This window comes from Geomonas propionica, assembly GCF_016458235.1.
Lineage (GTDB): Bacteria > Desulfobacterota > Desulfuromonadia > Geobacterales > Geobacteraceae > Geomonas > Geomonas propionica.
In genome coordinates this window covers 155,277-178,346 of record NZ_JAEMHK010000005.1, presented here as the reverse complement: position 1 = coordinate 178,346, position 23,070 = coordinate 155,277, and the positions used below count along the sequence as shown (strand labels likewise).

At 57.7% G+C, this 23,070-nt stretch carries 24 protein-coding genes and 1 other RNA gene; all 25 read right to left on the bottom strand.

Annotation, left to right across the window (positions count from 1 at the left end):
* Positions 1 to 46: 46 nt before the first annotated feature.
* Positions 47 to 1,366, bottom strand: coding sequence for a PhoH family protein (locus JFN90_RS08770; RefSeq protein WP_199394735.1), 1,320 nt, complete (start codon positions 1,364 to 1,366; stop codon positions 47 to 49).
* A 228-nt stretch (positions 1,367 to 1,594) separates the two neighbouring features.
* Positions 1,595 to 2,731, bottom strand: coding sequence for an aminotransferase class V-fold PLP-dependent enzyme (locus JFN90_RS08765; protein ID WP_199394734.1), 1,137 nt, complete (start codon positions 2,729 to 2,731; stop codon positions 1,595 to 1,597).
* A 53-nt stretch (positions 2,732 to 2,784) separates the two neighbouring features.
* Positions 2,785 to 3,768 (bottom strand): DHH family phosphoesterase, encoded by a 984-nt coding sequence (locus JFN90_RS08760; RefSeq protein WP_199394822.1) that lies wholly within the window; start codon positions 3,766 to 3,768, stop codon positions 2,785 to 2,787.
* A gap of 167 nt (positions 3,769 to 3,935) precedes the next feature.
* Positions 3,936 to 4,319, bottom strand: a complete 384-nt coding sequence (locus tag JFN90_RS08755) for a hypothetical protein (RefSeq protein WP_199394733.1) — start codon at positions 4,317 to 4,319, stop codon at positions 3,936 to 3,938.
* A gap of 274 nt (positions 4,320 to 4,593) precedes the next feature.
* Positions 4,594 to 7,215, bottom strand: a complete 2,622-nt coding sequence (locus tag JFN90_RS08750) for a CBS domain-containing protein (RefSeq protein ID WP_199394732.1) — start codon at positions 7,213 to 7,215, stop codon at positions 4,594 to 4,596.
* On the bottom strand, positions 7,215 to 8,015 hold the full coding sequence (gene amrB, locus JFN90_RS08745) for an AmmeMemoRadiSam system protein B (RefSeq protein ID WP_199394731.1): 801 nt from the start codon (positions 8,013 to 8,015) through the stop codon (positions 7,215 to 7,217). The genes JFN90_RS08750 and amrB overlap by 1 nt, the downstream gene beginning before the upstream one ends.
* A gap of 65 nt (positions 8,016 to 8,080) precedes the next feature.
* Positions 8,081 to 8,740 (bottom strand): SMC-Scp complex subunit ScpB, encoded by a 660-nt coding sequence (gene scpB / locus JFN90_RS08740; protein WP_236018917.1) that lies wholly within the window; start codon positions 8,738 to 8,740, stop codon positions 8,081 to 8,083.
* A gap of 52 nt (positions 8,741 to 8,792) precedes the next feature.
* Positions 8,793 to 9,641, bottom strand: coding sequence for a segregation and condensation protein A (locus tag JFN90_RS08735; RefSeq protein WP_199394730.1), 849 nt, complete (start codon positions 9,639 to 9,641; stop codon positions 8,793 to 8,795).
* Positions 9,642 to 9,795: 154 nt separating this feature from the next.
* Positions 9,796 to 10,779, bottom strand: coding sequence for a tryptophan--tRNA ligase (gene trpS / locus JFN90_RS08730; protein ID WP_199394729.1), 984 nt, complete (start codon positions 10,777 to 10,779; stop codon positions 9,796 to 9,798).
* A gap of 34 nt (positions 10,780 to 10,813) precedes the next feature.
* Positions 10,814 to 11,497 carry a site-2 protease family protein gene (locus JFN90_RS08725; protein ID WP_199394728.1) on the bottom strand — a complete coding sequence of 228 codons (684 nt, stop codon included), beginning with the start codon at positions 11,495 to 11,497 and terminating at the stop codon, positions 10,814 to 10,816.
* A 381-nt stretch (positions 11,498 to 11,878) separates the two neighbouring features.
* Positions 11,879 to 12,775: a DMT family transporter gene (locus JFN90_RS08720; RefSeq protein WP_199394727.1), complete on the bottom strand. Its 897-nt coding sequence runs from the start codon at positions 12,773 to 12,775 to the stop codon at positions 11,879 to 11,881.
* A gap of 750 nt (positions 12,776 to 13,525) precedes the next feature.
* An RNA gene (locus JFN90_RS08715) (hammerhead ribozyme type II) lies at positions 13,526 to 13,591 on the bottom strand.
* An 81-nt stretch (positions 13,592 to 13,672) separates the two neighbouring features.
* Entirely contained in the window at positions 13,673 to 15,280 is a 1,608-nt protein-coding gene (locus JFN90_RS08710; protein ID WP_199394726.1) for an IS630 family transposase, read from the bottom strand.
* 409 nt (positions 15,281 to 15,689) lie between these two features.
* The gene (locus JFN90_RS08705; protein WP_199394725.1) at positions 15,690 to 15,860 is read right to left on the bottom strand and encodes a hypothetical protein; all 171 of its coding nucleotides are present in this window, start codon (positions 15,858 to 15,860) and stop codon (positions 15,690 to 15,692) included.
* 25 nt (positions 15,861 to 15,885) lie between these two features.
* Positions 15,886 to 16,209 (bottom strand): hypothetical protein, encoded by a 324-nt coding sequence (locus tag JFN90_RS08700; protein WP_199394724.1) that lies wholly within the window; start codon positions 16,207 to 16,209, stop codon positions 15,886 to 15,888.
* Positions 16,210 to 16,380: 171 nt separating this feature from the next.
* Complete coding sequence (locus JFN90_RS08695) at positions 16,381 to 17,178, bottom strand: Mor transcription activator family protein (RefSeq protein ID WP_199394723.1); 798 nt, start codon at positions 17,176 to 17,178, stop codon at positions 16,381 to 16,383.
* A complete protein-coding gene (locus tag JFN90_RS08690) occupies positions 17,179 to 17,775 on the bottom strand; it encodes a hypothetical protein (RefSeq protein WP_199394722.1) in 597 nt (198 codons plus the stop codon). It abuts the gene before it with no gap.
* Between the two features lie 2 nt (positions 17,776 to 17,777).
* Positions 17,778 to 17,936, bottom strand: coding sequence for a hypothetical protein (locus JFN90_RS08685; protein ID WP_199394721.1), 159 nt, complete (start codon positions 17,934 to 17,936; stop codon positions 17,778 to 17,780).
* 310 nt (positions 17,937 to 18,246) lie between these two features.
* The gene (locus JFN90_RS08680) at positions 18,247 to 18,756 is read right to left on the bottom strand and encodes a regulatory protein GemA (RefSeq protein WP_199394720.1); all 510 of its coding nucleotides are present in this window, start codon (positions 18,754 to 18,756) and stop codon (positions 18,247 to 18,249) included.
* 15 nt (positions 18,757 to 18,771) lie between these two features.
* Positions 18,772 to 19,191: a S24 family peptidase gene (locus JFN90_RS08675; RefSeq protein WP_199394719.1), complete on the bottom strand. Its 420-nt coding sequence runs from the start codon at positions 19,189 to 19,191 to the stop codon at positions 18,772 to 18,774.
* Complete coding sequence (locus JFN90_RS22385) at positions 19,191 to 19,316, bottom strand: hypothetical protein (RefSeq protein ID WP_268898644.1); 126 nt, start codon at positions 19,314 to 19,316, stop codon at positions 19,191 to 19,193. The genes JFN90_RS08675 and JFN90_RS22385 overlap by 1 nt, the downstream gene beginning before the upstream one ends.
* Positions 19,313 to 19,573, bottom strand: a complete 261-nt coding sequence (locus tag JFN90_RS08670; RefSeq protein WP_199394718.1) for a hypothetical protein — start codon at positions 19,571 to 19,573, stop codon at positions 19,313 to 19,315. Before JFN90_RS08670 ends, JFN90_RS22385 begins: the two co-directional genes overlap by 4 nt.
* Positions 19,573 to 20,520, bottom strand: a complete 948-nt coding sequence (locus JFN90_RS08665) for an AAA family ATPase (RefSeq protein WP_199394717.1) — start codon at positions 20,518 to 20,520, stop codon at positions 19,573 to 19,575. The genes JFN90_RS08670 and JFN90_RS08665 overlap by 1 nt, the downstream gene beginning before the upstream one ends.
* 101 nt (positions 20,521 to 20,621) lie before the next feature.
* The gene (locus JFN90_RS08660) at positions 20,622 to 22,616 is read right to left on the bottom strand and encodes a transposase domain-containing protein (protein ID WP_199394716.1); all 1,995 of its coding nucleotides are present in this window, start codon (positions 22,614 to 22,616) and stop codon (positions 20,622 to 20,624) included.
* The gene (locus JFN90_RS08655; RefSeq protein ID WP_199394715.1) at positions 22,616 to 23,062 is read right to left on the bottom strand and encodes a hypothetical protein; all 447 of its coding nucleotides are present in this window, start codon (positions 23,060 to 23,062) and stop codon (positions 22,616 to 22,618) included. The genes JFN90_RS08660 and JFN90_RS08655 overlap by 1 nt, the downstream gene beginning before the upstream one ends.
* Between the last annotated feature and the right edge of the window lie 8 nt (positions 23,063 to 23,070).

The following is a 23,070-nucleotide window of genomic DNA, read 5'->3' as shown; positions in this document are numbered from 1 at the left end:
CAGCAGCGTGCCCCCTTTTTTCTCCCGTTGTAAGGTTTTGGCGTCGTTACAGCAGGTTCGCGGCCAGTTCGGCCAAGTCGCTGCGTTCCCCCTTGGTCATGGTGACATGGGCGGAGATGCTCTGCTCTTTCAGGCGCTCGACCACGTAAGTGAGGCCGTTGCTTTCTGCGTCCACGTAAGGGTTGTCGATCTGGTACGGGTCACCGGTCAGGATGATCTTGGTCCCCTCGCCGGCACGGGTAACGATGGTCTTGATTTCGTGCGGGGTCAGGTTCTGCGCCTCGTCGACGATCATGTACTGGTTCGGGATGGAGCGCCCCCTGATGTAGGTGAGCGGCTCGATCTCGAGAATCCCCATCGCCATCAGCTCCTTGTACCCCTTGCTGTGGCGTTTCTCCCCTTCATGCCCGCTCAGAAGGAGCTCGACGTTGTCGAAGATCGGCTGCATCCAGGGGGAGAGCTTTTCCTCGATGTCGCCGGGGAGAAAGCCTAGGTCGCGTCCCATCGGGAACACCGGGCGCGAAACCAGCAGGCGGTTGTAGACGTTCTCTTCCGCGGTCTTTTGCAGGCCGGCCGCGATGGCGAGGAGCGTTTTGCCGGTGCCGGCCTTCCCCACCAGGGTCACGATCTTGATGTTGTCGTCCAAGAGGGCGTCCAGCGCCAGGGACTGCTCCAGGTTCCTCGGGAACAGGCTCCAAACACCTTCCTTGTCCACCTTGCTGAGCGGCACCATCCTGCGGGAGACATGGTCGAAACGCCCAATCGCGCTGTGCGAGGGGTTGCCCGCTTCGTTGAGGAGCAGGTACTGGTTGGGCAGGTAGCCGTTGTCCATCTCCAACCAACCCTGGCTGTAGAAGCGGTCGATGACGTCCGCCCCGGCCTCGAGCGTGGCGCAGCCCGAGTAGAGGTCGTCGATGGCGACCTTGTCGGATTCGTAATCCTGGGCCGCGAGCCCGAGGGCATCGGCCTTGATGCGCAGGTTGGTGTCCTTGGTGACTAGGATGACCGGCATCTCTTTCTGGGATTCCATGAGGTCCACGGCCACCGCCAGGATGCGGTTGTCGCCCCTTTCCTCACGCAGCTCAGGCGGGAGCCGCTTCATCACCTTTTCCTCGTAGATCTCGATCTTCAAGGTGCCGCCGCTCTCCAGGGCGAGTCCCTGCGACAGCGAACCCTCCTTGCGGAAGGCGTCCATGAGCCGGGATACCTGGCGCGCGTTGCGGCCGGTCTCGTTCATGTCCTTCTTGAACCGGTCGATCTCCTCGATAACCGTGATGGGAATGATGATGGCGTTGTCTTCAAACTTGGTGAGAGCCTGCGGGTCGTACAGAAGTACATTTGTATCAAGAACATAGATTTTCTTCATATCCACTCCCTGTACGTTGCTGCCTTCAGAAAAACCGAATTCCTCATCCCTGACCAACAAAGCTGAACGTTTCGTAGTATCCCCTTCCACGGCCCTTTTGCCGTCTATTGCTCATTAATTGTAGGGGCGAATAATCATTCGCCCAGCGCCCTTCCCATCGGCAACGCCCCTTGCTGGCTCATGCAGAGAGGTGACGTGCTGCGCCCGGCTCATGAGCCGGAGCCGCGCTCATGATATTATCTCACGCAGCGCCTTAATAAAAAAGTCGATATCCGATTCGGTGTTAAAAAAGCCGGGGCTGACCCTGACGGTTCCTTCGGGGAAGCTGCCGATGCTGCGATGCACGTCCGGCGCGCAGTGCAGACCGACGCGAACGCTGATGTCGTACTCGCTGTCGAGCAGGTAGCCCAAGGCGGCCGGGTCGTGTCCCTCCACGTTGAAGGAGACGGCGGCGCCGCGTTCGCCCTGGAGCGGGCCGTACAGCCGCACCCCCGGGATGGCGGAGAGTCCGGCCAGGAGCTGGTCGACCAAGGCGGTTTCCCTGGCGCGGATCACGTCGAGGCCGGTCGCCTCGATGAAATCCAGTCCGGCCTTGAGTCCGGCGATGGCCGGAGTGTTGATGGTGCCGCTTTCCAGCCGCTCGGGCATCTGCTCCGGGGGCTCGGGGTTACTGGCGCTGCCACCGGTGCCGCCCACCTGCAGCGGCTCCAGGGTGATGCCGGGGCCGACCGCGAGGATGCCGGTACCGGGGGGGCCGTACAGCCCCTTGTGGCCCGGGGCGGCCAAAAGATCGATCCCCAGCTGTTCCACATCGATGGGGAAAAAGCCGGCGCTTTGCGCTGCGTCCACCAGGAAGAGCGCGCCCCCTTGCCGTGCCACCCGTGCGATCTCGGCGATGGGCTGTACCGCGCCGGTGACGTTGGAGCAATGGGCGAGCGCGACCAGCTTCGTGTTGGGGCGCATGGCGCGGGCGATGTCCTGTTCGGAAACCATGCCGCAGGCGTCGGATGCCACGAAGGTCACTTCGGCGCCGCGCTTGGCCGCCAGGTGCAGCGGGCGCGATAACGCGTTGTGCTCGACGCTGGTGGAGACCACGTGATCGCCGGGCTTTAGCAATCCGAAGACCGCGATATTTATCGATTCCGTGGCGCTGTGGGTGAAGACGAGGCGGGAGGAGTCCGAGACTCCGAAAAAACGGGCTAAAGCGGAGCGTGCTTCGAAGACCATGCGGGCCGCGGCAAGCGACTGGCGGTATCCTCCCCTGCCCGGTGCGACACCGATTTCCCGCATGGCAGCGTCCATCGCCTGGTACACGGCGTCCGGTTTCGGGAATGAAGTCGCTGCGTTATCAAGGAATACGGACATACCGTATTTACTAGCATTTTAAGGGGGCTTTGGCAACCGCTTTCATGAATTGTTTACGGGACTAAGGCTAATGGTGGATCGGTCACATCGAGCTCGGCGAGGAACCTCTGGGTCAGCACCGTTTCCAGTTCCCCGACCTGCCCAGGCGCCACATTATCGACCTTCCCCCCCGCCATCATGCCGTGGCCGCCGGCGGTGCCGATACCGGCCACCAGTTTGCGAATCAGCTCGCCGGCATTGATCTCCTCGCTGGTGGTCCGGATGGAAAGGACCAGCTCCTGGCTGTAATGCCCCAGGCAGAGGACCGTCTCTGTCCCCTCCAGCCGCACCAGGAGATCGGCCAACTCGGAGACCACCTCGGGGAACTGCACCCCGTCCAGGGAAGCGACCAGCACCTTGCCGTAGAGGCTCGCGTGCTCCAGCGCGCTGTGCAGCGCGATGAAATATTCCCTGGGGAGGTTGGGCCGGGTGATGCTGTTGAGCAAGGTCTTGTTGGCCAGCGGGAAGAGGACCAGGTAGGCGTCACGGTCCGGGCGGGCCGCCTCCCGCCCAAGATCCTGGGTCTCGGACTTGATGGCGTAGAAGAGCGCCGTGGCCAGTTTGGTGCCGACCGAGACCCCCTGCACCTTGAGGTATTCGTAGATGATGGTCGCAGTGGTGCCGTAATTAGGACGGATGTCTACCCATCGGCAGGAGGCGCTTGACTCCCGCATGGGATGATGGTCGATGACGATATCGGCGCGCACGTCCAGGGGGAGCGAGTTGTTGCCGGTGCCAGGTTGGGTGTCCAGCAGGCAGACCACCGGGAAGGCCTTGAAATCGATCAGCGGGAACGGGGTGAGCGGGATTTGCAGCAGCTTGGCCATGGCCAGGTTCTCGCTCCTGCCGATCATGCCGGAGAAGGCAATCACCGCCTCCCGGTTCAGCCGGACCGCGAAGAGGTGCCGAAGCGCCATGGCGGAAGCAAGCGAGTCGGGGTCGGGGTTGTCGTGCACGACGATCAGGATGCGCCCTCGCCCGCTGACCCAGGTGAGCATGGCGTCGGTATAGGAAAGCAAATCCGAGCGAGTTTCGATTTCCGCCAAAGGGCACCCCCGGTTTGGTGAGCTGTAAGCCCGTGTAGTTTATCCCACGGCCGGCGCGGGTGCAAAAAAAAAGGGAGGCGTAAGCCTCCCTTGTGGTTCGTGTCGCTGGGATTGTGTGATCAGAACTTGCCGCGCAGCAACTCGGCCATGGCGACGATGTTGCTCTGCCCCTTGGCGTTCCCTTCCCTGATTTCAGGGTGGATGGTGGGGATGGCGAACTTCACCTTGCCGTTGTCATACTCCGCCAGGGAACGGGAGGTGGTGACCGCGCCGTAGACAGCACCAATGATGACACCGATGCCCGCGCCGATGCCGACGTTCTGCAGGTGGTCACCGGGCTTATTGGTGAAGGCAAGCGTGGCCGCACCGACCAGGCCGCCGGCGAGACCGCCGTAGAAGGAATCCTCGAAGATGGTCCTCATAGCGTTTTCTTCGGCGAGACAGGGAGTTGCTATAGAGAGAAGGGTTACTACGATAGCCAAGGTGCGCTTCAGGTTCTTCATTACAGTCCCCTTTTCCGGTTGATGCGGCGAATCGCCGTCACTGGTGCAATTCAGGGGCCAAAAAATGCAAGACTTCCCACTTCAACGCTAAGTAGCTTATTTAAAACGAAATACAAACAAAGACCAGCACAAAGCAGCTAATGGGAATCTGGAGGCAGGCTCTTTAATGTGCTATAAACGCCTCACATAACAGGCGCTTGTGACAAAAAACGTTATTTACCGGCATTTTACGTCACCACCGTGAAAAGACGGGAGTGTGGCAAAAAAGCCACAGCTACGATTGCAGCTCGCGCACCAGGCGGATCTCGTCGTCCTTGCTGGAGACCTTTCCGTTCATCCTGGCGCTCAGTACCGCGTCCAAAAGCTCCCGGTAGATGGGGCCGGGCTTTATGCCGAGTTGCTTCAGGTCCTCGCCGCCGATCAGGGGCTGCATGCCGTGTAACTTGGTGAAATACAATGAGATGCAGCGCTTGGTCTCCGGGTTGCCGCTTTTGGCCATGTGGTAGAGCAGGATTTCGACGGGAAGCCCGCGCAGGGTGAAGTAGATCTCGCTGTTCTCCAGCCGTTCCTGCCGCGCGAGCTTGCGCTCCATCGCACCGACCAGTTCCTCCCCTTGCCGCCGCATCTCGGCCAGGTGTTCCCTTTGGTTTTCGCTGACGGCAAGCCTGGTGCAGGTGGCCCAGAACTGCTCCGGCGAGAGCAGCTCGCACAGGGCGAGGAAGTAGACCGCCCAGCGCTCGTAAGGGCGCTCCAGGTACAACAGGTCGAACCAGGAGACGACGTAGCGGACCTCCTCCAGGGCGGCCTGCAGCTCCAGGGTCAGTTCGATGGAAGGATGGATGAAACGGAGCAGCCCGAGGGTCGCCATGCGGCTGATCCCCTGCAGCGGTTCCTTCTCCCTCAGAATCTGCACTAGTTCAGAGAGGAGCCGCCTTCCACCCAGCTTCACCAGAAAATCCATCTTCACCGCGTTCTTGATCAGGTCCTCGGTGTGCTTGGCGATCTTGAAATTAAGCCGCTGCTCGAAGCGGATGGCACGGAACACCCGGGTCGGATCCTCAACGAAGGAGAGGTTGTGCAGTACCCGGATCACCTTGGCCTGCAGATCGCGGTAGGCACCGAAGTAGTCGATCAGCTTCCCGAAGGACTGGCTGTTGAGGGCGATGGCCAGGGTGTTAACGGTGAAATCGCGCCGGTACAGGTCCATCTTCAGCGAGGAGCGCTCCACGGTGGGAAGTGCCCCTGGAGAAACGTAGTACTCCAACCTGGTGCTGGCGACGTCGATCTTGAAGCCGTCGGAGAAGACGATCACGGCGGTGCCGAACTTTTCATGGCTTTTCACCCGACAGCCGTACTCGGCCGCGAAGGCCTCGGCGAAAAGGATGCCGTCACCGTCCACGGTGACGTCGACATCGGAGTTGCGCTGTCCGAGCAGCAGATCGCGCACGAAGCCGCCCACGGCGTACACCGGGAGATCGAGCCGGTCGCCCACCCGCCCCAGGTTGTGCATGATCTCGACCGAGCTCTTGGGGAGGTAGCGCTTCATCATGCCCTCGACCTCGCGGTTCTTCACCTGGATGGCGTCGCGGGACAGGTCGTAGATCGCCTCGCTCCCAAGGCTGTAGCGCAACAGGTCGGTGCGGGTGATCACCCCCACCAGTCGCCCCTGGTCGAGGACCGGCACCAGGCGCGAGTCTCCCCCTACCATGTAGCTCTGGATCTCGCTGATCGGGGTATCCGGGTTGGCAGCGTAAAACTCGGAGTGCATGTAGTCGGAGATGGGGACGGTGTTGAGGTTGTGGTAGAGCGCCTTTTCCACGGTCTTGCGGGAGATGATGCCCAGCACCTGTTCGCCGGAGAGCACGGGCATGGCGCTCACGTTGTAGCGCACCAGCCGCTCGCGCGCCTCAACGATGGTGCAGTCGGGGGGAAGCGTCTTGACCGGCGAGGACATGATGCTGCGCGCGACACGGATGGGATCGACCCGCTTTTTCAGCACGGCGTCCAGCTGCTCCAGCACCTGGATCAGGGTGAGCCCCCGCACCGTGGCCGACGCCGCCGTGGCGTGCCCTCCCCCCCCCAGCTCGCGCAGGATCTCCCCCACCCTCACCTCGGGGATCCGGCTGCGCGCGACCACGAAGACCCGGTCCTGCATCCCCACCACCAGGAAGAGGACCTGCAAGTTCTCCATGTCGCGGATCATGTGCGCCAGCGAGGCGATGTCGCCAATGTAGCGGTCCACCGAGGCATGCGCCACCGAGACGTCTACCCCTTTGAGCGAGCTGGTTTTGAGGGAGGTAAGCAGGTCGTTCAGCAACGAGACCTGTTCCACGGTCAGTTCCCGCCCGATGGAATCGGCGACCTCGTTCAACTGCGCGCCGCGCTCCACGAGCCAGGCGCCCACGGCGTAGTCTTCAGCGGTGGTCGAGGGAAAGGTGAGGTTGCCGGTGTCCTCGTGGACGCCGAGCATCATCATGGTGGCTTCCGCCGGGCTCACCTCGATGCCGCGCTGCATGAGCAGAGTGGCGAGGATGGTGGTGGTGGAACCGCAGGGGCGGATGATGCCGCCGTCGGCTTTGAGATCGCCTGAACTGATCGGGTGGTGGTCGTAGATCAGCAGCTCGACCCCCTCCTTCTGGGCCAGTTCGGCGAACTTGGCAAGGCGGGCGGAGTGCTGGCAGTCGACTACGATGAGGCGGGTTACGGCGGAGAAGTCGATGTCCTTGACGCGCAGGGACTCGAACTCAGGATGGGGCGACTTTTGGAAGAACTCACGCACCCCCTTTTCCTGCGCTCCTGAGAACACCAGGACCGCCTCGGGATGCAGCTTCTTGGCGGCGACCATGGAACCGATGCAGTCGAAATCGGCGTTGATGTGGGTGGTAATTATCTCCATCAGGAAACCATGAGGGCGGCGTAGGCAACGACGCTGCGCTGGTCGCCGTTCACCTCGCCGCTGTTGGTGTAGTGCACCAGGCGGCAGGCACTGGCTCCCATGATCTTGGCCGCGACCAGGAGTGCCGTGGCCGGGATGACGCCGCACATGGTGATGTTTTTCTCGCGGCAGACCTTCAGGAGCCCCTCCGGGTCCATGTCGGCCAGCCTGGCCAGCGCCTGGTCATCCTTGACCTTGGCAGCGGCGGCGGATTCGTAGTGGGTCATGTCTGAGCTGGCGACGATAAGGACATCCTCGCCGTAGGCGGCGATGGCGTGGGCGATCCCCTCACCCACCTGGGCTATGGAGGGGAAATCCGGCAGCGCGAGGCAGAGCGCGGCGATGGAGACACCGGGATTGCGGTACTGGAGAAAGGGGACCTGGACTTCCAGCGAGTGCTCGAAGCGGTGCGCCAGCGGGTCCTCCCGGACCAACGGGGCGTTTTCGAGGATGAGTTGCGACAGGCGCCGGTTCACCGGCACCGGCCCCAGCGGCGTGAGCCATTCATTCTCGGGGGCGAGCGCAGCGGCGACGCCGGCGCCGGTGTGGTTCGGCCCGAGGATCAGCACGGTGTCAGGCACCCGGACCGCAGCGTAGACTTTGCCCGCCGCCTTGCCGGAATAGACGTAGCCCGCGTGCGGGGCGATGATGCCGATCGCCAGCTGCGTTTCCTGCTGCGGCATCATCTCTGCGAGCTCCTGGCGAAGCTGATCCGGGTCGCCGGTGTAGAACTTACCAGCCACTGCAGGTTGCCGTACCATATGAGCCTCCTTTTGCGGAAATGCTAATGAACAGCGCACCAGGCAATATTCTAACTCAGCAGCGACTACCCTTCAACGGAGTCCGAGGAGTCAACGAATTCGACAGCATCTGCGCCAGCCACGGAGTCAGCGGAATCGGCGGAGTCGGCGGAAAGCGCTGTCCCCAGCGGCAGTGCCGGTTGGTCGGCGAAGGGATCAGGGGGCACCAGTTCGTGGATCTCCTTGAGGCTGGGGAGCTGGTTCAGATCCTTCAGGCCGAAGAGTTCGAGGAACTCACGGCTGGTACCGTAGATGAGCGGCTTACCGGGGACGTCCTTCTTGCCCATGATGCGCAGCAGCTTCTTTTCCAGGAGGCTCTTCATGACGCCGCCGGAATCGACGCCGCGCAGGTACTCGACCTCCGCACGGGTGATGGGCTGGCGATAGGCAACGATAGCGAGGGTTTCCAGTGCAGACTGGCTGAATTTGACACCCTTGGTCTTGTTGAGCCGGCGAATGTAGTCGCCGTGCTCCGGGCGGCTTCTCAGCTGGTAGCCGCCGGCAACCTGGGTCAGCACGATGCCGCGCTCGGCGGCCTCGTAGTCCTGGATCAGCTCGTCCAGCGCGGCGCGCAAGTCGGCCCGGTCGTACTCCTCCAGGATGCCGGCCAGACGGTCCAGCGTAAGCGGCTGGTCGTGGACGAACAGGATGCTTTCAACGATTCCTTTTAGCGACTTTCCCGACAACAGATTCCTCCGTGATTCTAAAAGACAAAAGCGGGCGAATGATTATTCGCCCCTACAGGTCGTTGTTGTCTTCCGCAACATCATCGCCCTTAGCTACCGCCTCGGACTCACCCTCTCCTTCAGCCTCCCCTTCCTCCTTGGCAGCCAGATGGAGCCAGATGGAGCCGTGATTGTCGGTTTGCACCACCTTGATCAGCTTCAGCTTGCAGAGTTCCAGGATGGAGAGAAAGGTGACCACGAGGAGATCGCGGGTCATGCCGGTGTTGAAAAGAGAGTCGAAACAGACAGTCTTTTCGGCATGCAGGACCGAGAGCACTTCGCCGATGCGATCCGCGATGGAGATGCCGTCGGCGACCACGTCGTGGAAGGTATCGACGGAGACGCGGGCCAACACCTTCTGGAAGGCCTCGATCAGCTCGAAAAGTTCGACGTCGGCCGGTTCTTCTGCTTGGTCGAGTTCGCCCAATTCCGGGGAGTCGAACTTACGGGCAAAAATCTCGCGCCCCAAGAGGTTGCGGCAGTTGAGCATCTGCGACGCGTCGCGGTAGCGCTGGTACTCCAAGAGGCGCCGCACCAGTTCCGCGCGCGGGTCCTCTACCTCAGCGTCGCCGTCCTCCTCCGGAGTGACCGGCAGAAGCATGCGCGACTTGATCTGCAGCAGCGTCGCCGCCATCACGAGGAACTCACCCGCGATGTCGAGGTTGAGGTCCTTCATGATCTCCATGTAGTCGAGGTACTGCCTGGTGATGGCAGCGATGGGGATGTTGTAGATGTCCACCTCGTTCTTCTTGATGAGGTGGAGCAGGAGGTCCAACGGTCCCTCGAACTCCTCGATCTGCACCCGGTAAGACTGCTCCAGGGCTTCGGAGAAAAGGTTGCTTTGCATCTCTTCGAGCGACAAAAGTTTCTCCTAAAAAACTAAAAGCAGTTACGCAAAGAACACGGAGCATCCGCGAAGAACGCGATGAAAAGCTTCAGGGGTTATATTCCGTTTCTCTTCGAGTGCTTTTCGGATGCATTGCGCCCTTTGCGTAACGGCTTTAGACTCACCTTTCTTAGACTTTCAATGCAGCGCGGGCCTCGTCCATGGTCTGCTTGGCGACGACTTCGGCCTTGCGGCTACCTTCGGCGAGGACCTCATCAACCAGGCCCGGCTTCTCGGTCAGCTCCACGCGCTTCTCACGGAACGGCGCCAGGGTGTCGACCATGGCCTGGGCCAGGATCTTCTTGCAGTCGACGCAGCCAAGCTGGGCGCTACGGCACCCTTCCACTATCTCGGCGCGCTTGTCGGCATCGACATAGAGGGAGTGCAGGGTGAAGGCGACGCAGCGGTCGGGCTCGCCCGGATCACGCTTGAAGGGGCGCAGGGTGTCGGTAACCATGGACATGACCTTCTTCCTGGTCTCCTCGGCGTCGTCGGAGAGGAAGATGGCGTTGCCGTAGCTCTTGCTCATCTTGCGGCCGTCGATGCCCAGCACCTTCGGGGTCTCGGTGAGCAGCGCCGCCGGCTCCGGGAAGACCTCGCCGTACAGGTAGTTGAAACGGCGGGCGATCTCGCGGGTGATCTCCAGGTGCGGGATCTGGTCCTGGCCGACCGGCACGCGGGATGCCTTGTACACGATGATGTCCGATGCCATCAGCACCGGGTAGCCGAGGAAACCGAAGGTGGAGAGGTCCTTGGTGGTCAGGTTGTCCTGCATCTCCTTGTAGGTCGGGTTGCGCTCCAGCCAGGAGACCGGGGTGATCATGGAGAGGATCAGGTTCAGTTCGGCGTGTTGCGGCACCCGGCTCTGCTTGAAAATCACGCTCTGCTCAGGGTCGATTCCGAAAGCGAGCCAGTCGAGCACCATCTCGGTGATGCTGTCCTGGATACCGTCCGTGCTGGCGTACTCGGTGGTCAGCGAGTGCCAGTCGGCGGCAAAGAAGAAGCACTCGAAGTTGCGCTGCAGTTCCATCCAGTTGGACAGAACCCCGTGGTAATGCCCCAGGTGCAGCTTTCCAGTCGGTCTCATGCCGCTAACGATACGGTTGTTGCTCATAGAATCGAACTCCTTTTTGGTTTCTGGTCCCGCTCTACCCTTTCATCATCAACTTGGTGACACCGAAGACCAGGTTCGCGTAGGGACCGGCCAAGAGGTGCACGCCGAAGTTGAGGGCGGGTGCAATAACATAACTAAAAGCGTTGGTCAAAAAGACCAAGGCCACGATGATGATCATGCCGAAGGGCTCCACCCTGGCCAACGCCATGGAAGGACCGTACGGCAGCAGCCCGACCGCGACCCGCCCGCCGTCCAGGGGAGGAACCGGGATCAGGTTGAACACGCCGAGCAGCAGGTTGATGTAGACCGAGAACGCCAGCATCAGGGTGATCGGATCAGCGAAGGCGGCCATCATGGAACCCTCGGCGGCGCCCTGCGTGCCCGCTATGACGGCGCGCATGACGATGGCCGAGGCGGTCGCCATGCAGAAATTGGTGATGGGGCCGGCGGCGGCGACCCAGATCATGTCCCTCTTGGGATGACGCAGGTTGCCGAAGTTAACCGGCACCGGTTTGGCCCAGCCGATCCCGACCACGAAGATCATCAGCGTGCCCAGGATATCGAGGTGTTTCATTGGGTTAAGCGTCAGGCGCCCCAGGGACCTCGCCGTGCCGTCGCCGAACTTGTCGGCAACCCAGCCATGGGACACCTCGTGGCAGGTAATTGCCATCAACGCGGGGACCAGCATAATGGACAACTTGATGAAGAACTCTTCCATGTCTTCCTTTAGGCCGGGTTAGCTACAAGCCCTATGTCTCTAGCAGATCGGTGTCGGAAAGTCAACGATAGCAGGCGATTGGGAGTGAGTAGACTAGACGGCCGGGTCGTTCACGAGGAGGTGCACCGCACAGCAGTACCCCAGCGCAAAGGCTCCGGGAGAAGTCCTCGTTAGTGGAGTTAGCTGTCCTCGAAGCACTGCACGTGAACAAGCGTCCCCCCCTTTGCAAAGGGGGGACAGGGGGGATTTAGCCGAGGTAGCCAAGACATCGAGACTTGCAAAGGGAGTTCAAATCCCCCAGCTTCCCCCTTTGCAAAAGGGGGAAGCTGGATCAAGCTGAGAAGAGCTTGGAGGGCAATCTTCTCGAGGATTGTGATGACTTTATACTTCTGTCACCGTCTCGTGCCGCGCCTCGTGCCCCCAAAGTTGGAGGATTAGGCCGCCGAAGAGCAGAACCGCGCCGCCGAAGCCTTGGAGGGGGGTGATGCTCTCGCCGAGCAGGACAATGGACAGGAGCACGGTGATCAGCGGTTCCAGCATGCTGATGATGGAGGCGTTGGTGGCGCCGATCAGGCGCAGGCCGGCGAAGAAGCCCATGACGCCGAACAGGGTGGGGAAGACGGCGATACCGACGATGGAAAGCCAGCCGCGCGGGGTAAGGTCCAGGATCAGTTCACCTTTAGCGGCGCCGTAGCAGAGAAAGGCAAGCCCGGCGGCGGTGCAGACCCAGAGCGAGGTAACCATGGGATCGATGTTCTTGAGGATCCGGTTACCGATGATGATGTAGCAGCTGTAGATGACCGCCGCCCCGAGCACCGAAAGCACCCCCTCCAGTTGCGCCCCCTCGAACGAGGCCCCCAGCAGCAATACCAGCCCGACGGAGCAGACCACGAGCGCGATCCCTTTGGGGGCATTGAAACGCTCGTCGCCCACGATGAGGGCGAGGATGGTGACCAAGGCGGGATAGGTATAAAGGAGCATCCCGGTGAGCGAAGCGGGGAGGAAGTGGATGGCGTTGGCGTAGAGCCCGGACATGCCGCCGTAGCCGACGGCGCCCATGAGGATCAGCTGCATCGCGGTCTTGCGGTCCAGGCCGCACTTGACGCCGCGGGCGCGCAGGATAACGAAGAGGAAGATGCCGGCGAGCAGGAACCTGCCAGCCAGAACCGTGCTGATGTTGGCGCCGCCGACGAAGGCGCTTTTTATAAGAATGCCGAGCGTGGCAAACCCCGCCGCCGAAGCGGCGATGAACCAGGCTCCACGATGTTTGTTATTCATCAATAAAGATCCTCTGGGTTATAGCTCCTCCCCCCGGAGGGGGGAGGCTGGGAGGGGGGAAGTTGTCGCAACTAAAGGTAACTGTAACGCGAAAACAAATTGTATAAGTTAGGCAATCTGTTTTTGTTATTTTTGCGTGTCATTTAAACGGCTTGGGGCAGAAAACGCACTTGTCCCTAGCAAGCGGTCATCTGCCCCTTTATATTACAAAATCACCTTTCCTACAACTGCCATGCTTTCGCCTTTTAACGGCGATTCAATCGCTCGATAATCCCTCTTTAAACCTAGATTTCAAACACTCTGACCACAGCTTTGACACAACTGGGGTCAACTGCTATAGTCCCTTCATGGAAACGTGGGACGGCATAAGTACTGGCTATTGGCTAACGGCAGTGGTGATGGCCCTTATCACCCTCTTGTTCATAGTTTGGGTAGCTGGTTTTTGGCTCGGCTGCATCATCTTTTTCCTACTCTTTCTGCCCTTATCCTTATTTCTGTTCCTTCCGGTGTCGATACTCGGCGGCATCATGGGTGGGGTTGTCGGTTGGGCTTTTAAAAAACTACATAAACGCAACGTCTATCATCTATCTTAGCCATGGACATTTTCTTTCTAATATTCCTTGCTATCGTTACTTTTATCGCACTCTTTTGGGTTTTTGTGTACCCGGCCCTTTTGCTTGTAAGTTCCCTATCCGCAATTTTGTGGGGTGGTTGGAACGGCCTTAAAAAGCCCCACAGCTCTTGATTGTCCCTAGGCTAGCTCATCAGTTCCAGGCCGTCACACCCGGAAGACAGGGGAAATCCTCTGTTTCGCCATTCGATTTGACCCTCTTGGTTATAAAGCTGGGGCCACACATCCTGCAGATTGATCCTTCGACGTACCATTTCAAATGCTCATTACATCTTCTTGAAAAGCCCCCCTACTAGCTTCTCCAAATCGAACTTTTCCCGATCCCATATCTTATCACCCGCCCTCTTAGGGTTGTCTCTGTAGTACTGGTTTCTTTCCTCAAAATGCTGGGCGATGGCATCTTGCATTTCTTTGACCGACTGGTAGTCACTGTTACAGATCACCGCACGTTTCATACCGCAGAAAACAGCTTCTATGACGTTTAGGAACTGGGAATTAGCAGGCAAAGGAACAACTTCAATAGCAGGCCCGACGCGCATCTTGTTGTGTTGCGAGATCCAGCCTTTGAGCAACCTTGACGAGTGCACGCCTATAGCATCCCAAGTCAAAAATATCCTCGTGCACGTCGAATGCTTCGTAACAAGCTCTTCAAGTAGAGCTATTAGCGCTTCGCTGCCTTTGCTCGGGGTAAATAGCCAAGTCACTTGGTTGGATAAGGCCTCAAGACTTGCTACGAATTGCACCGTACCTTTGGAAGGCTGAACTGCGGGGATAATCCGAGTCTGCTCTTCGAGGCCCAAGTATTTGCCGCCATATTTCTTAACCTTATACGGCCCGACCTCATCTATAAAAAAGAATCGTTCACCGGCCACAAGCCCCCTGAGCGTCTCAAGAATACGCTCAACCTTTGCCTTATATTCAGGATCAGGGCTAGTCAAGACCGTGCGGGCGTGTTTCCAACTATACCCCGTACCCTTGATGATGCGTAATAATATGTCTTTGGAGATCGGACAGCCATATTCCTTCTGATACGCTTGTGCGATGGCCCCATAGGTCCAACTGCTTCTATTGATTCCATAAAGGGATGGCATCTTATGCAGTATGTCAACGATCCTGGTCGTCCTCAGCTCCCTTACGTCAATCCTGGCTTGGCTGAATGGCTTGGTTTGGATGAAATCTAGCCGTTTGGCGTTGAATTCGTGGAGCCATCTGTAGATGGTCCGCTCAGCGGCATTCGTTGCCAAACCGATTTCCAGCATACTCTTACCTTCACTCATCATCAATATGGCAGTCGCCTTGGCACTATGCTTCTTATGGTTCCCAGCCTGATACCGCTTCAGACGATGTCTTTCATCCTCCAGGAGCGACGATTGCAACTTCAAGGGAGTCCGCTGGCTGGCGAGATCACATATGCGTTTGAAGGCGTGAACAAAAGGGGCTTTTGCTTCTTTGGATATGAAGGCACTTGTCGCAATGATCTTTCCGACTTCTACCAATGGGGCGAGTGTTTTACCTGTTACAATATCAATTGTCACCGATAACGTGTACCGTGTGCGTTTTTTCTTTAATTGTGGATTGTGACCGCTTTTTAGGCTGTGATTGCCATATTGAGGTACTAGCCCCTCAATTCCTTTATCCCTGTAGACTCTCAGCCACCTGTAGAAAGTCCTTAGTGTTATGTTCTTAATCGTGCAGTAGTCATTGGTTGCCGCGTTGACCCTGAATTCGGAACCCAACCTTTTGGCTTCGTGCTTGAGAAAAACGTTTAGATATTCCTTCACAAGAAGAAAACGTGCCTCAGCACGTATTCTTTGAAAATCCGGAAGGTCTCTGACCTTCTCTAATTCGACACAGTATCTAATCCTTGGATCCAAAAAAACCTCCAAAAACAACAATGAAAACATTATATATGGCCTTTCATAATGCTGAAAGGGTTTTATCTTTGCTATGTGTTATCCAAGGCAACTTCCCATAGGAGCTATCGGGAATTCTGTGATTAATATCCTAGCCCCGTGACCGCTAGGGCGACTTTATTTTGAATATCTATCCCTTCCATTCTCGGTTCATTATTTCGCCCGATTAGCGGCACATAGCCGGGGTCTCTCGGGCGGTGCCCCTGGTGGCCCATCAGACCCGTCCTCAGTAATTCATGGGGGCGGGGCTGCGTCCTATGGTCCACCTTGTCTCGGATCGCAGCGGCTCAATCTTTTGCCGCTCTATCAAGAAGGCTTGAAGCGCTCCGTTTAGGCCAACTTGATAAGAGTTGCAGTCCTGAAAGGTCGATCACCGACCGTCGAGTGTTGATTGAATCATGTGGTCGGCAAGGCTCACGCCCATCTTCCTACAGATAGCGACAGTCTCACGGTCCATCTTCTGTTCGCAGATGTAATCCTTTACAGACTGCGGAATGTTAGGGTCGGATAGCTTCAGCATTTCATCGTTGGTAAGTTTCATGAGATCTCCTGTTGTATATGGAGCGCTACAGCTCCGGCTTTAATCCTGCGTCTTTCATTTTCGTTGCCCAATACTCCAGAGGCTCCACCTGCAAAAGGCGGCAGCACTCCAACTCCTCCGTAGTCAACGGGGCGCGAGCTTCGGCCTCTTTCAACGCCTGCTTTTTGATCTTTTCGCGCTGGTCGCGGGGGATGCCCATGAGCCTGGCAACTTTTTCTTCAGTTCCAATAGAGGCATCAGCGTTCAGTGCCACAGCCCGAGAACTGAATTTCGCCTCGATATATGCATGCTCGTTAATCCCCATCTGCTTGCATATTCTTTCCTCCTCTCTCGTCAATGCCAGTCCCACTTATTACCTCCTTTTTCACGGTTTTGTTGGCAGCGTCTGCTGCATTTTGCCTTTGCTGTCGTTGTTGTCTTCTAAAAAAGCTTGGATTTCCGTTCAATATTGTCCAATCAAAGCGTAGTGACTGTATTTTGTTGGCCCATCCCCTCCTTCCCATTTCTATCCTCCTAGCCCTTACCGCTTCACCTCAAGCCGTGCCTTCTCAAGGCAAACAGCGGCAGACTGAAGCAGCTTGCCAACCTCCTGGTTCTTCTTGGTGTACGTTTCCGCCATCCGCAGAACCCGCGCCTGCAAGCCATAGAGGGCCTTTCTGACTTTTTTCTGAGGGGCAGGCTCACCGCCATTTTCCGCTCTCATCTTGCGCACGATGGCACTTACGGAGACATGGGTTATGCCAAAGCGTGTAGCTATGTCCATGACGGCCTCTCCTTTCTGGTACAAAGACCAAATCTGGGTGTCCCGCTCCGTCTTGCAGGTTGCTTTCGAGGGGAAATAGATACTCTTCCCTTGCCACTTCGCGCAGAAAACTGCGGCGAGGCCCGGTGCTGCTTCTACCGCGTCTGCCGTGGCAACTCCATGCTTGATAAGCATCCTTGCCAGTTCCATTGTGAAGCACTGAGCTGGAGCATCAGCGGTCCGCCTCGGCGGTACCGTTTCTTTTTGAGTCTCCTTAAGGATGTTGTAGGCGTGAACCTGGCTGATACCATGCCGAGCGGCCAGCTCCCTCACCGACTCTTTCCCGTTCTTAAACTCATCTCTAATAGCTGAGTTTCTATTTTTTGCGGTCTCTACCGTGTACTTCGGGAAGTAGACATTCTTCTTTTCGAAAAGCCGCATTACCCTTCCTGCGAACTCATTCCCACCACGTTGAGCCACTTGCCGATCTTCGCCGTAACGTATCAGAATTGCCGCTGCTTCTTCAGAGAGAGTGTTAAACAGGCTCTGCCATTTGTCCTCGTAAGATTTAGCCAATTACTTTACCTCGAAGCCACGAGCCTTTAAGGCTCGGTTGTCATTGTAGCGGGGAGAAGTCCGCCAGCCGCAATTGAAGCAGCGGTAAACATCCTCATCCCTTTCATCGAACTGTCTCTCCCTATCGTTCGTCATGTAACCATCACAGCGCGGGCAGCGCCCCGTCAAGATTGCTCGCCTTGCCCTTCTTTCTGGTGGATCTTCGAGATACACCGGCGGCCTTGTTTCTTCTCGCACCTCACTTTCTTCGTTCATGAACACGTCGGCCAGAAACTCATCAAGCTCGTCATCGTTCAAGCCGGAGGGGTCCATGTGGCTAACAGGCTGAACCTCTTCCCCCCGCTCAACCTGGTGCATAGCATCGTCGCCGTGCAACACCTCCTCGATGACGAGCGCTAAAGAGCAACTAAGGGGCAATCCAGGTGTCGGCTCCTGGTCGTGCAGTCCGTTGCAGCCGGAACAGCGGAGATCTCCGGAATGCGAATCAGAATGGATGCGGTTTGCATCGCAGGCATTGGGGGAGAGCCACGAACTAAGCCGATGGCAGTAAGAGGTGTGAAGCTTTATCCATTCGTCAGCATTGAAAACCATGTGCATCTTTAGCGCTCCAGCAGGCGCTTGATGCGCTTGTCGAGGGCTTCTATTTCTTCCGCCTGGCTATCAACGGCATTGACGAGGCGGTCGTACGACTCCTTGTCCATGACAACCAAACCAGCTTGCTCGAAGCAGTGAAGCACACGGGCGATTTTCCCCTTCATAGCACCCCTCCTCATAAAATTGGCCTCGCCCATCAGTGCCGGGGCGGCCATATCCGACAGACCGGGATTTCTCCCGGTTTCGCGTCAACTATTTTTCGTCTAACCCCATCGCTCGGCGGAGTCGCAGCCTATCCGCTTCCGGCAACTTGGCTGCGCTCTGGCGGAATGACAGGACCCGCCGCACAAGAATGACAAGAAACTCCAACCACCCTCTTAACCAAGAACCGCATTTAAACCCCATTTAAATCCCCCTGTATCCTGTTTTCCCTGTCATCCCCAGCCCCTCGTATGCCTCAGCGCTGACAGCGGCTCAAATCGCCTTTTTCGCCCTTTTGGCTTTGCCCGCCGCTTTCGTCGCCTTCATCGCCTTCATCGCCTTCAGAGCGTTCAGCACCTTCCCGGCTCCGGCAACATCGAGGAAGCGCAAATCAGAGATCTTGGCGATGCGCTCGATAAAATGCCTGAGCGCCATTGCCCGTTCGGCTGGCTTATCCGTCCGACTCACAGCCTTCCATTGCGCCTCAATCTTCTTGAGCTGTTCCGCGCTCGCCATGCCGGGCCGGTCGCCAAGGTCGTCAAGCCGGTTCCTCTTATCGACTGCGCGCTGCCACACCCCGGAGTCAACTGCCACGGTCTCCATATCTTCTATAAGCACTCCCGCCTCGGCCTGGGTAAGGTCTTTGCTGCTCCTGGCACCGAAAAGCTCACGCAGCAAATCGCGGTATTCATCATTAGTGATCGCCATAGCGTTCTTCAGTGCATGGATCTTCTTTATTTGTGCGGTGGTGATGGGTGCTTTGTTCCGTTCATTCGTTCTCATCGCGGCCCTCCTCTCTCAAAGCGGCTGAAGTACCCATTTCACGCGACCGATGATGAAGCCCTCTTTGACCTCGTTGAAAGGGATACTGAACTCTGGGAACTCGGCATTATCTGAACAGCAGACAATAGCCTTAGCGCCCACATAGATACGTTTAATGGTTTTCCCCTCGGGAGGAAGCCACACAGCGTAAACTTCCCCACTTACGACTTCCCTTTCGTTCGTATCAATCCAGACATACGAACCGTTTTGGATCGTGTGGCCCATCGACCTGCCTGTGAATTGAAAGGAGGCAATCCCTGGGGTGCGCAGTTCCCTAAGTAGCGTGGCGCTGCCTACTCCGGAAACCTCAGCGCCGTCCTTCTCTACCTCAACGACGGGTTGACTCACTGCCAGTGCCTTAGCCGCCTTCTGTGCCTTGGTTGCGCCCTTGTCCATTAGAACCTGCACCCGTTCATGGCGATGTGGTAGCCAATCCGTGCCGCCCTTTTCGTGGACCACCGGCGCTCGTGCCTGAATGCCAGCTTTGCCACCAACTCTTCTATAATTCGCTTTATTTTCATGCTTTCAGGCTCCTTTCGTATTTTTGATATGCGAGGTCAACTGAGCAAAGAGCGTCCTCAGCTCTCAGTGCCAGTTCATTGCACAGTTCGGAAATCTCCGTTATGTGAGGGATATTTTCGCTTTGTTTCGAGCCCTCTGTGGTGACGATGGCCAAGTCAAGAATGGTGGTAAAGGTAAACATCGCCCTGGTCGCCTTGTGGGCCTCAAAGATCCGTGTCTCAAGTTCGGAGAGGTTCATTTTCCCAGCCTGTTCCATTACGCTTCTCCCCCCAAGTCTCGCCATGCTGCTGCAATATGCTCTTGCGTCGACGCTCCGCTTCCTGCCAGCAGCGAGGCAAGCCGCAGGGTCTTAACCAGCCCCCTCAGCGCGCCCGGCTTCTCGCTGATCCCCTTCAATATCGCAAGTTCCTTCTGACCGGTAATGCCGTATCGCCCGGCTATGGCGGTAACGTCCTGGCTGCTCGCCTTGGTCAGCCGTAGCCTCTTGCCTACCCGGCTGAAGAGCTGCGCGAAGTTTGCCGCCCTGGCCCCGCCCGTCAGCCGGGTGTACACCGACTCGTTACCGCAAAGCACCACGCCGACGCCGGTTGCATCGTGAATGGATCGGATGGCCTCGATAGCGGCCACGGAAGCGAATTGAGCCTCATCAATAATCAGAAGCCCACCTGTCCCTTTAATCTTCTTGCAGATCTCGCGGGCAAGGCGGTTGGGCCAGTTGGACCGGACGCCCATTACGTCCCCGATCTCCTCCAAGGCCGCAGCGAACGTCGCGGTATCGGGCCGCATGGTGACAACCCAGACGTTCGGATTAAGAGAAGCGTAGCGCTCGATGGTCATGGTCTTGCCGACACCGGCCCCGCCGTAGATGGCGCAGAGGTCGGCAAGCAATTGTGCTAAGTTGAGCGTGGCCATGATTTTCTTGCTGGTCTCGGTCTCGATATAACCGGAGTCGGCAAGGGGCGCGGCTACGCTGATTTTGCGTTCCCGGCTGGCAAGCCAGCGCAGCACCTTTTCAGCAACGGCCTCGTTGTCCCCCTTGTACTTCCCCTGAAGCCACTGATTCAGTGAGCTGGTGGAGATTCCCGCTTCCTTCGCGGCCTTCTCCTGCGACATTCCGGCCTGCGCGAGGTAGGCGGTGAGATGTTGTCTCAATGCATCCGGGTCCGCGTACTGCTCTTTGAGCCTTGCAAGTGTCTCTTCCATCTGTTAATGTTCCTCCTCTGTTGTGTGTATCTCCCTGGCAGGGGAGAGTGAAGAGCCGGGGCGGCTACCTCGGCTTTTCTTTTGTAAAGGCTTGACGCTGTTTAAATGACGGGCCTACGTGCTTCCGCAATCTCTTTAATCCTTCTCTGTAAATTCTCCTCCATCTCCGGTGGCAGTCCCTGGCTGTCATCGTTGACGGCGATTAGTGGTTCTTCCGCCCTGGTCTGCCTGGCAGTCAGCATCCGTGTAACCTTTCCAGCCTTCGGCTTTTCTGGGTCCGGTACGGTGACGGCCTGTGCTCTTGCATTGGCAGCGGATATGAAGCCTTCCTTCTCTGCTTTCTGTTTCACGATCTTCTTGAGGTGTCCCATACCCCTCGCAACTTCCTTGGCAGCGGCCGCATCCTTAAAGCCGCCTTTGATGGTCGCCTCTGCGTAGCAGATCTCATCACCTGAAAGGGTTTCCACAAAAACGCCCCCGTGCATGTCGGCGGGGTCGAATCTCACTGTTACCTTTTGTCCCATACGAGCTGTAAGCGACTCATGCCAATAACGGTTCCGACCAAATGACGCCGCGCCAGCTTTGAGGGTTATGCTTGCATCGGCGGCGCTTACCGTTACAACCTCGGCAACGCACATGCAGTATTTGCGCTGTTTCTCGGTCGCTTTGGTGATTACTGCGTCCGAGTACAGCTCGTTGAATACCTGGTCAAAGCTCTTACCCTTTACCGCTTCGCCTTGACGATCCGGGCGCGCGTTGATCTCGTTGACGAATGAACGGAACTGCTCCTCGATCTCCTCAATGGGTATCGGGCGGCCCTTAGTGCCGCGTCCGATGAACACCGGCAGAGCGGCAAAGTCGAGGTAGCCCCCGATTCCATGAATCCTTTCGACCGGCTTACTTCTGCCGTGTCCGGGCAGGGTGTATTTCAACTCACTACCGATCAGCGGTATAACCCCTAGCGGGTCAGTGTCCTTGATCTTGAAGCGGTAGCGGTTTGGGACTCCCCCGCTGATTTGTTTCGAGGTTGCCGCTCGTGTATTGTCCAGGTAGATGTAACGGGGAACTCCCCATTCCGTAATTAAGTCAAGGGTCGCCAGCCGTATCAGCTCCGAGTTCTCGCTAACGTCCATCCGCCATGACAGCACCTTTGAGGAGCGGATATCCTGCCAGCTCCATACAGTGGGCTTGCCGATTACGCCGTTGCCGAAATCCGCCCACAGCCCCACCTCAAATCCGTCGCCGTTGATCGCTTCCAGGACATCGAACATTTCTTTATTGCGCTCCATGGCTGGGAAGCATTTTTCAACTGCCTCCATTCCCTCACGGCGGTACTTCACCACCATCGGGTCGATGTGCCGCTTGATCCAGTTCTCAACGGTCCTCTTTACCGGGACCGTCCATCCGTTCACCTTTGCAGCGTTCTCCAGGCGGCGGAAGCAGGCCGCTATGGACGGTGGGCTCCCACCCGGCACTCTCCGCAACCAGTCGCGTTTGAAGTACGTCCATGCCTCCGGCGTAAATTCCGCTTCCACGGTACAGCCCACATGCTGGCTGGCCAGGACGGTAACGCGGTCAGTCCGGCCAACGAGCTTGCTCTTCTTGACCCAATTTCGGATTGTCTGCGGGTGCTGGCCGAATTCCAGCGCCGTTGTTTCGATAGCAGCCTTCTCAGTCATGCCCTGGCCATGCCTGCGCTCTTCAAAGGCCATCACCGCCTTTAGGCGCTGTACGCCCTTGTCGCGCTGTTTGTTGGTTCTCTTGGCCAACTGGTCCCAGAGAAATTCCCGGTCTTCTTGAGTGTCAAGCGGCTGTTCCGCTAGGGCCAACAGCTCCTTCTTGTGCTCCTTACGCAGCTCTTCAAGCTTCGCGGCCTGCTTTTGCTGTTTTTCGTACGCATTTACTGTGGTCTGGTCGGCTTTGGTGAGGAGCCGGAACGGATAGAAAAGAGTATTGTTGTTCTCAACTATGCGAACCTCAGCTTGGTCCTTGATGCCAGAGTAGCGCCGGCGGACGGTCGTATCTTTCCCGCAGCCCATTACCTCAAGCTGCTTCGCGGAATATGCTTTTGTCGGTCGTCCTGGTCCTTTGCTCATCAACCGGTGATCCTTACCTTTTTCAGTTGCTTCAGCTTCGAGGCAAGCTCACTCATCTGCGATTCAAGACGGCCTATCTCCGCCTGCCTGACCTCATCGCCTGCGTACACCTTGCAGCCACGTTTACGGGCCAGGAATTCAGTAATGGCAAAGGTCTCGCAAGCCACTTCAAAGGCGGCGGCATATTCAAGAGGAAACCGCCACGCCTCGCGACTCTCGGCGGTCCAAGCGTTGAGCATCGAGATTGAAATGTTGTGCCCCACCAGCTCGCTCATCCTAGCGCAAACCTCGAAGCGGCTTTTGGTGGTCTGTTTGAGGGCGGTGGACAGGAGGTGTCTTATCTCGTTGCCGGTGTCCAGACTGGCCGGGGTCGGCTCTACCGGGCGCGGCAGCTCGAACAGCTCATCGAGAGTCATCTGACGCGGATCGTGGCTGTTCTTTCTCATAACGCCCT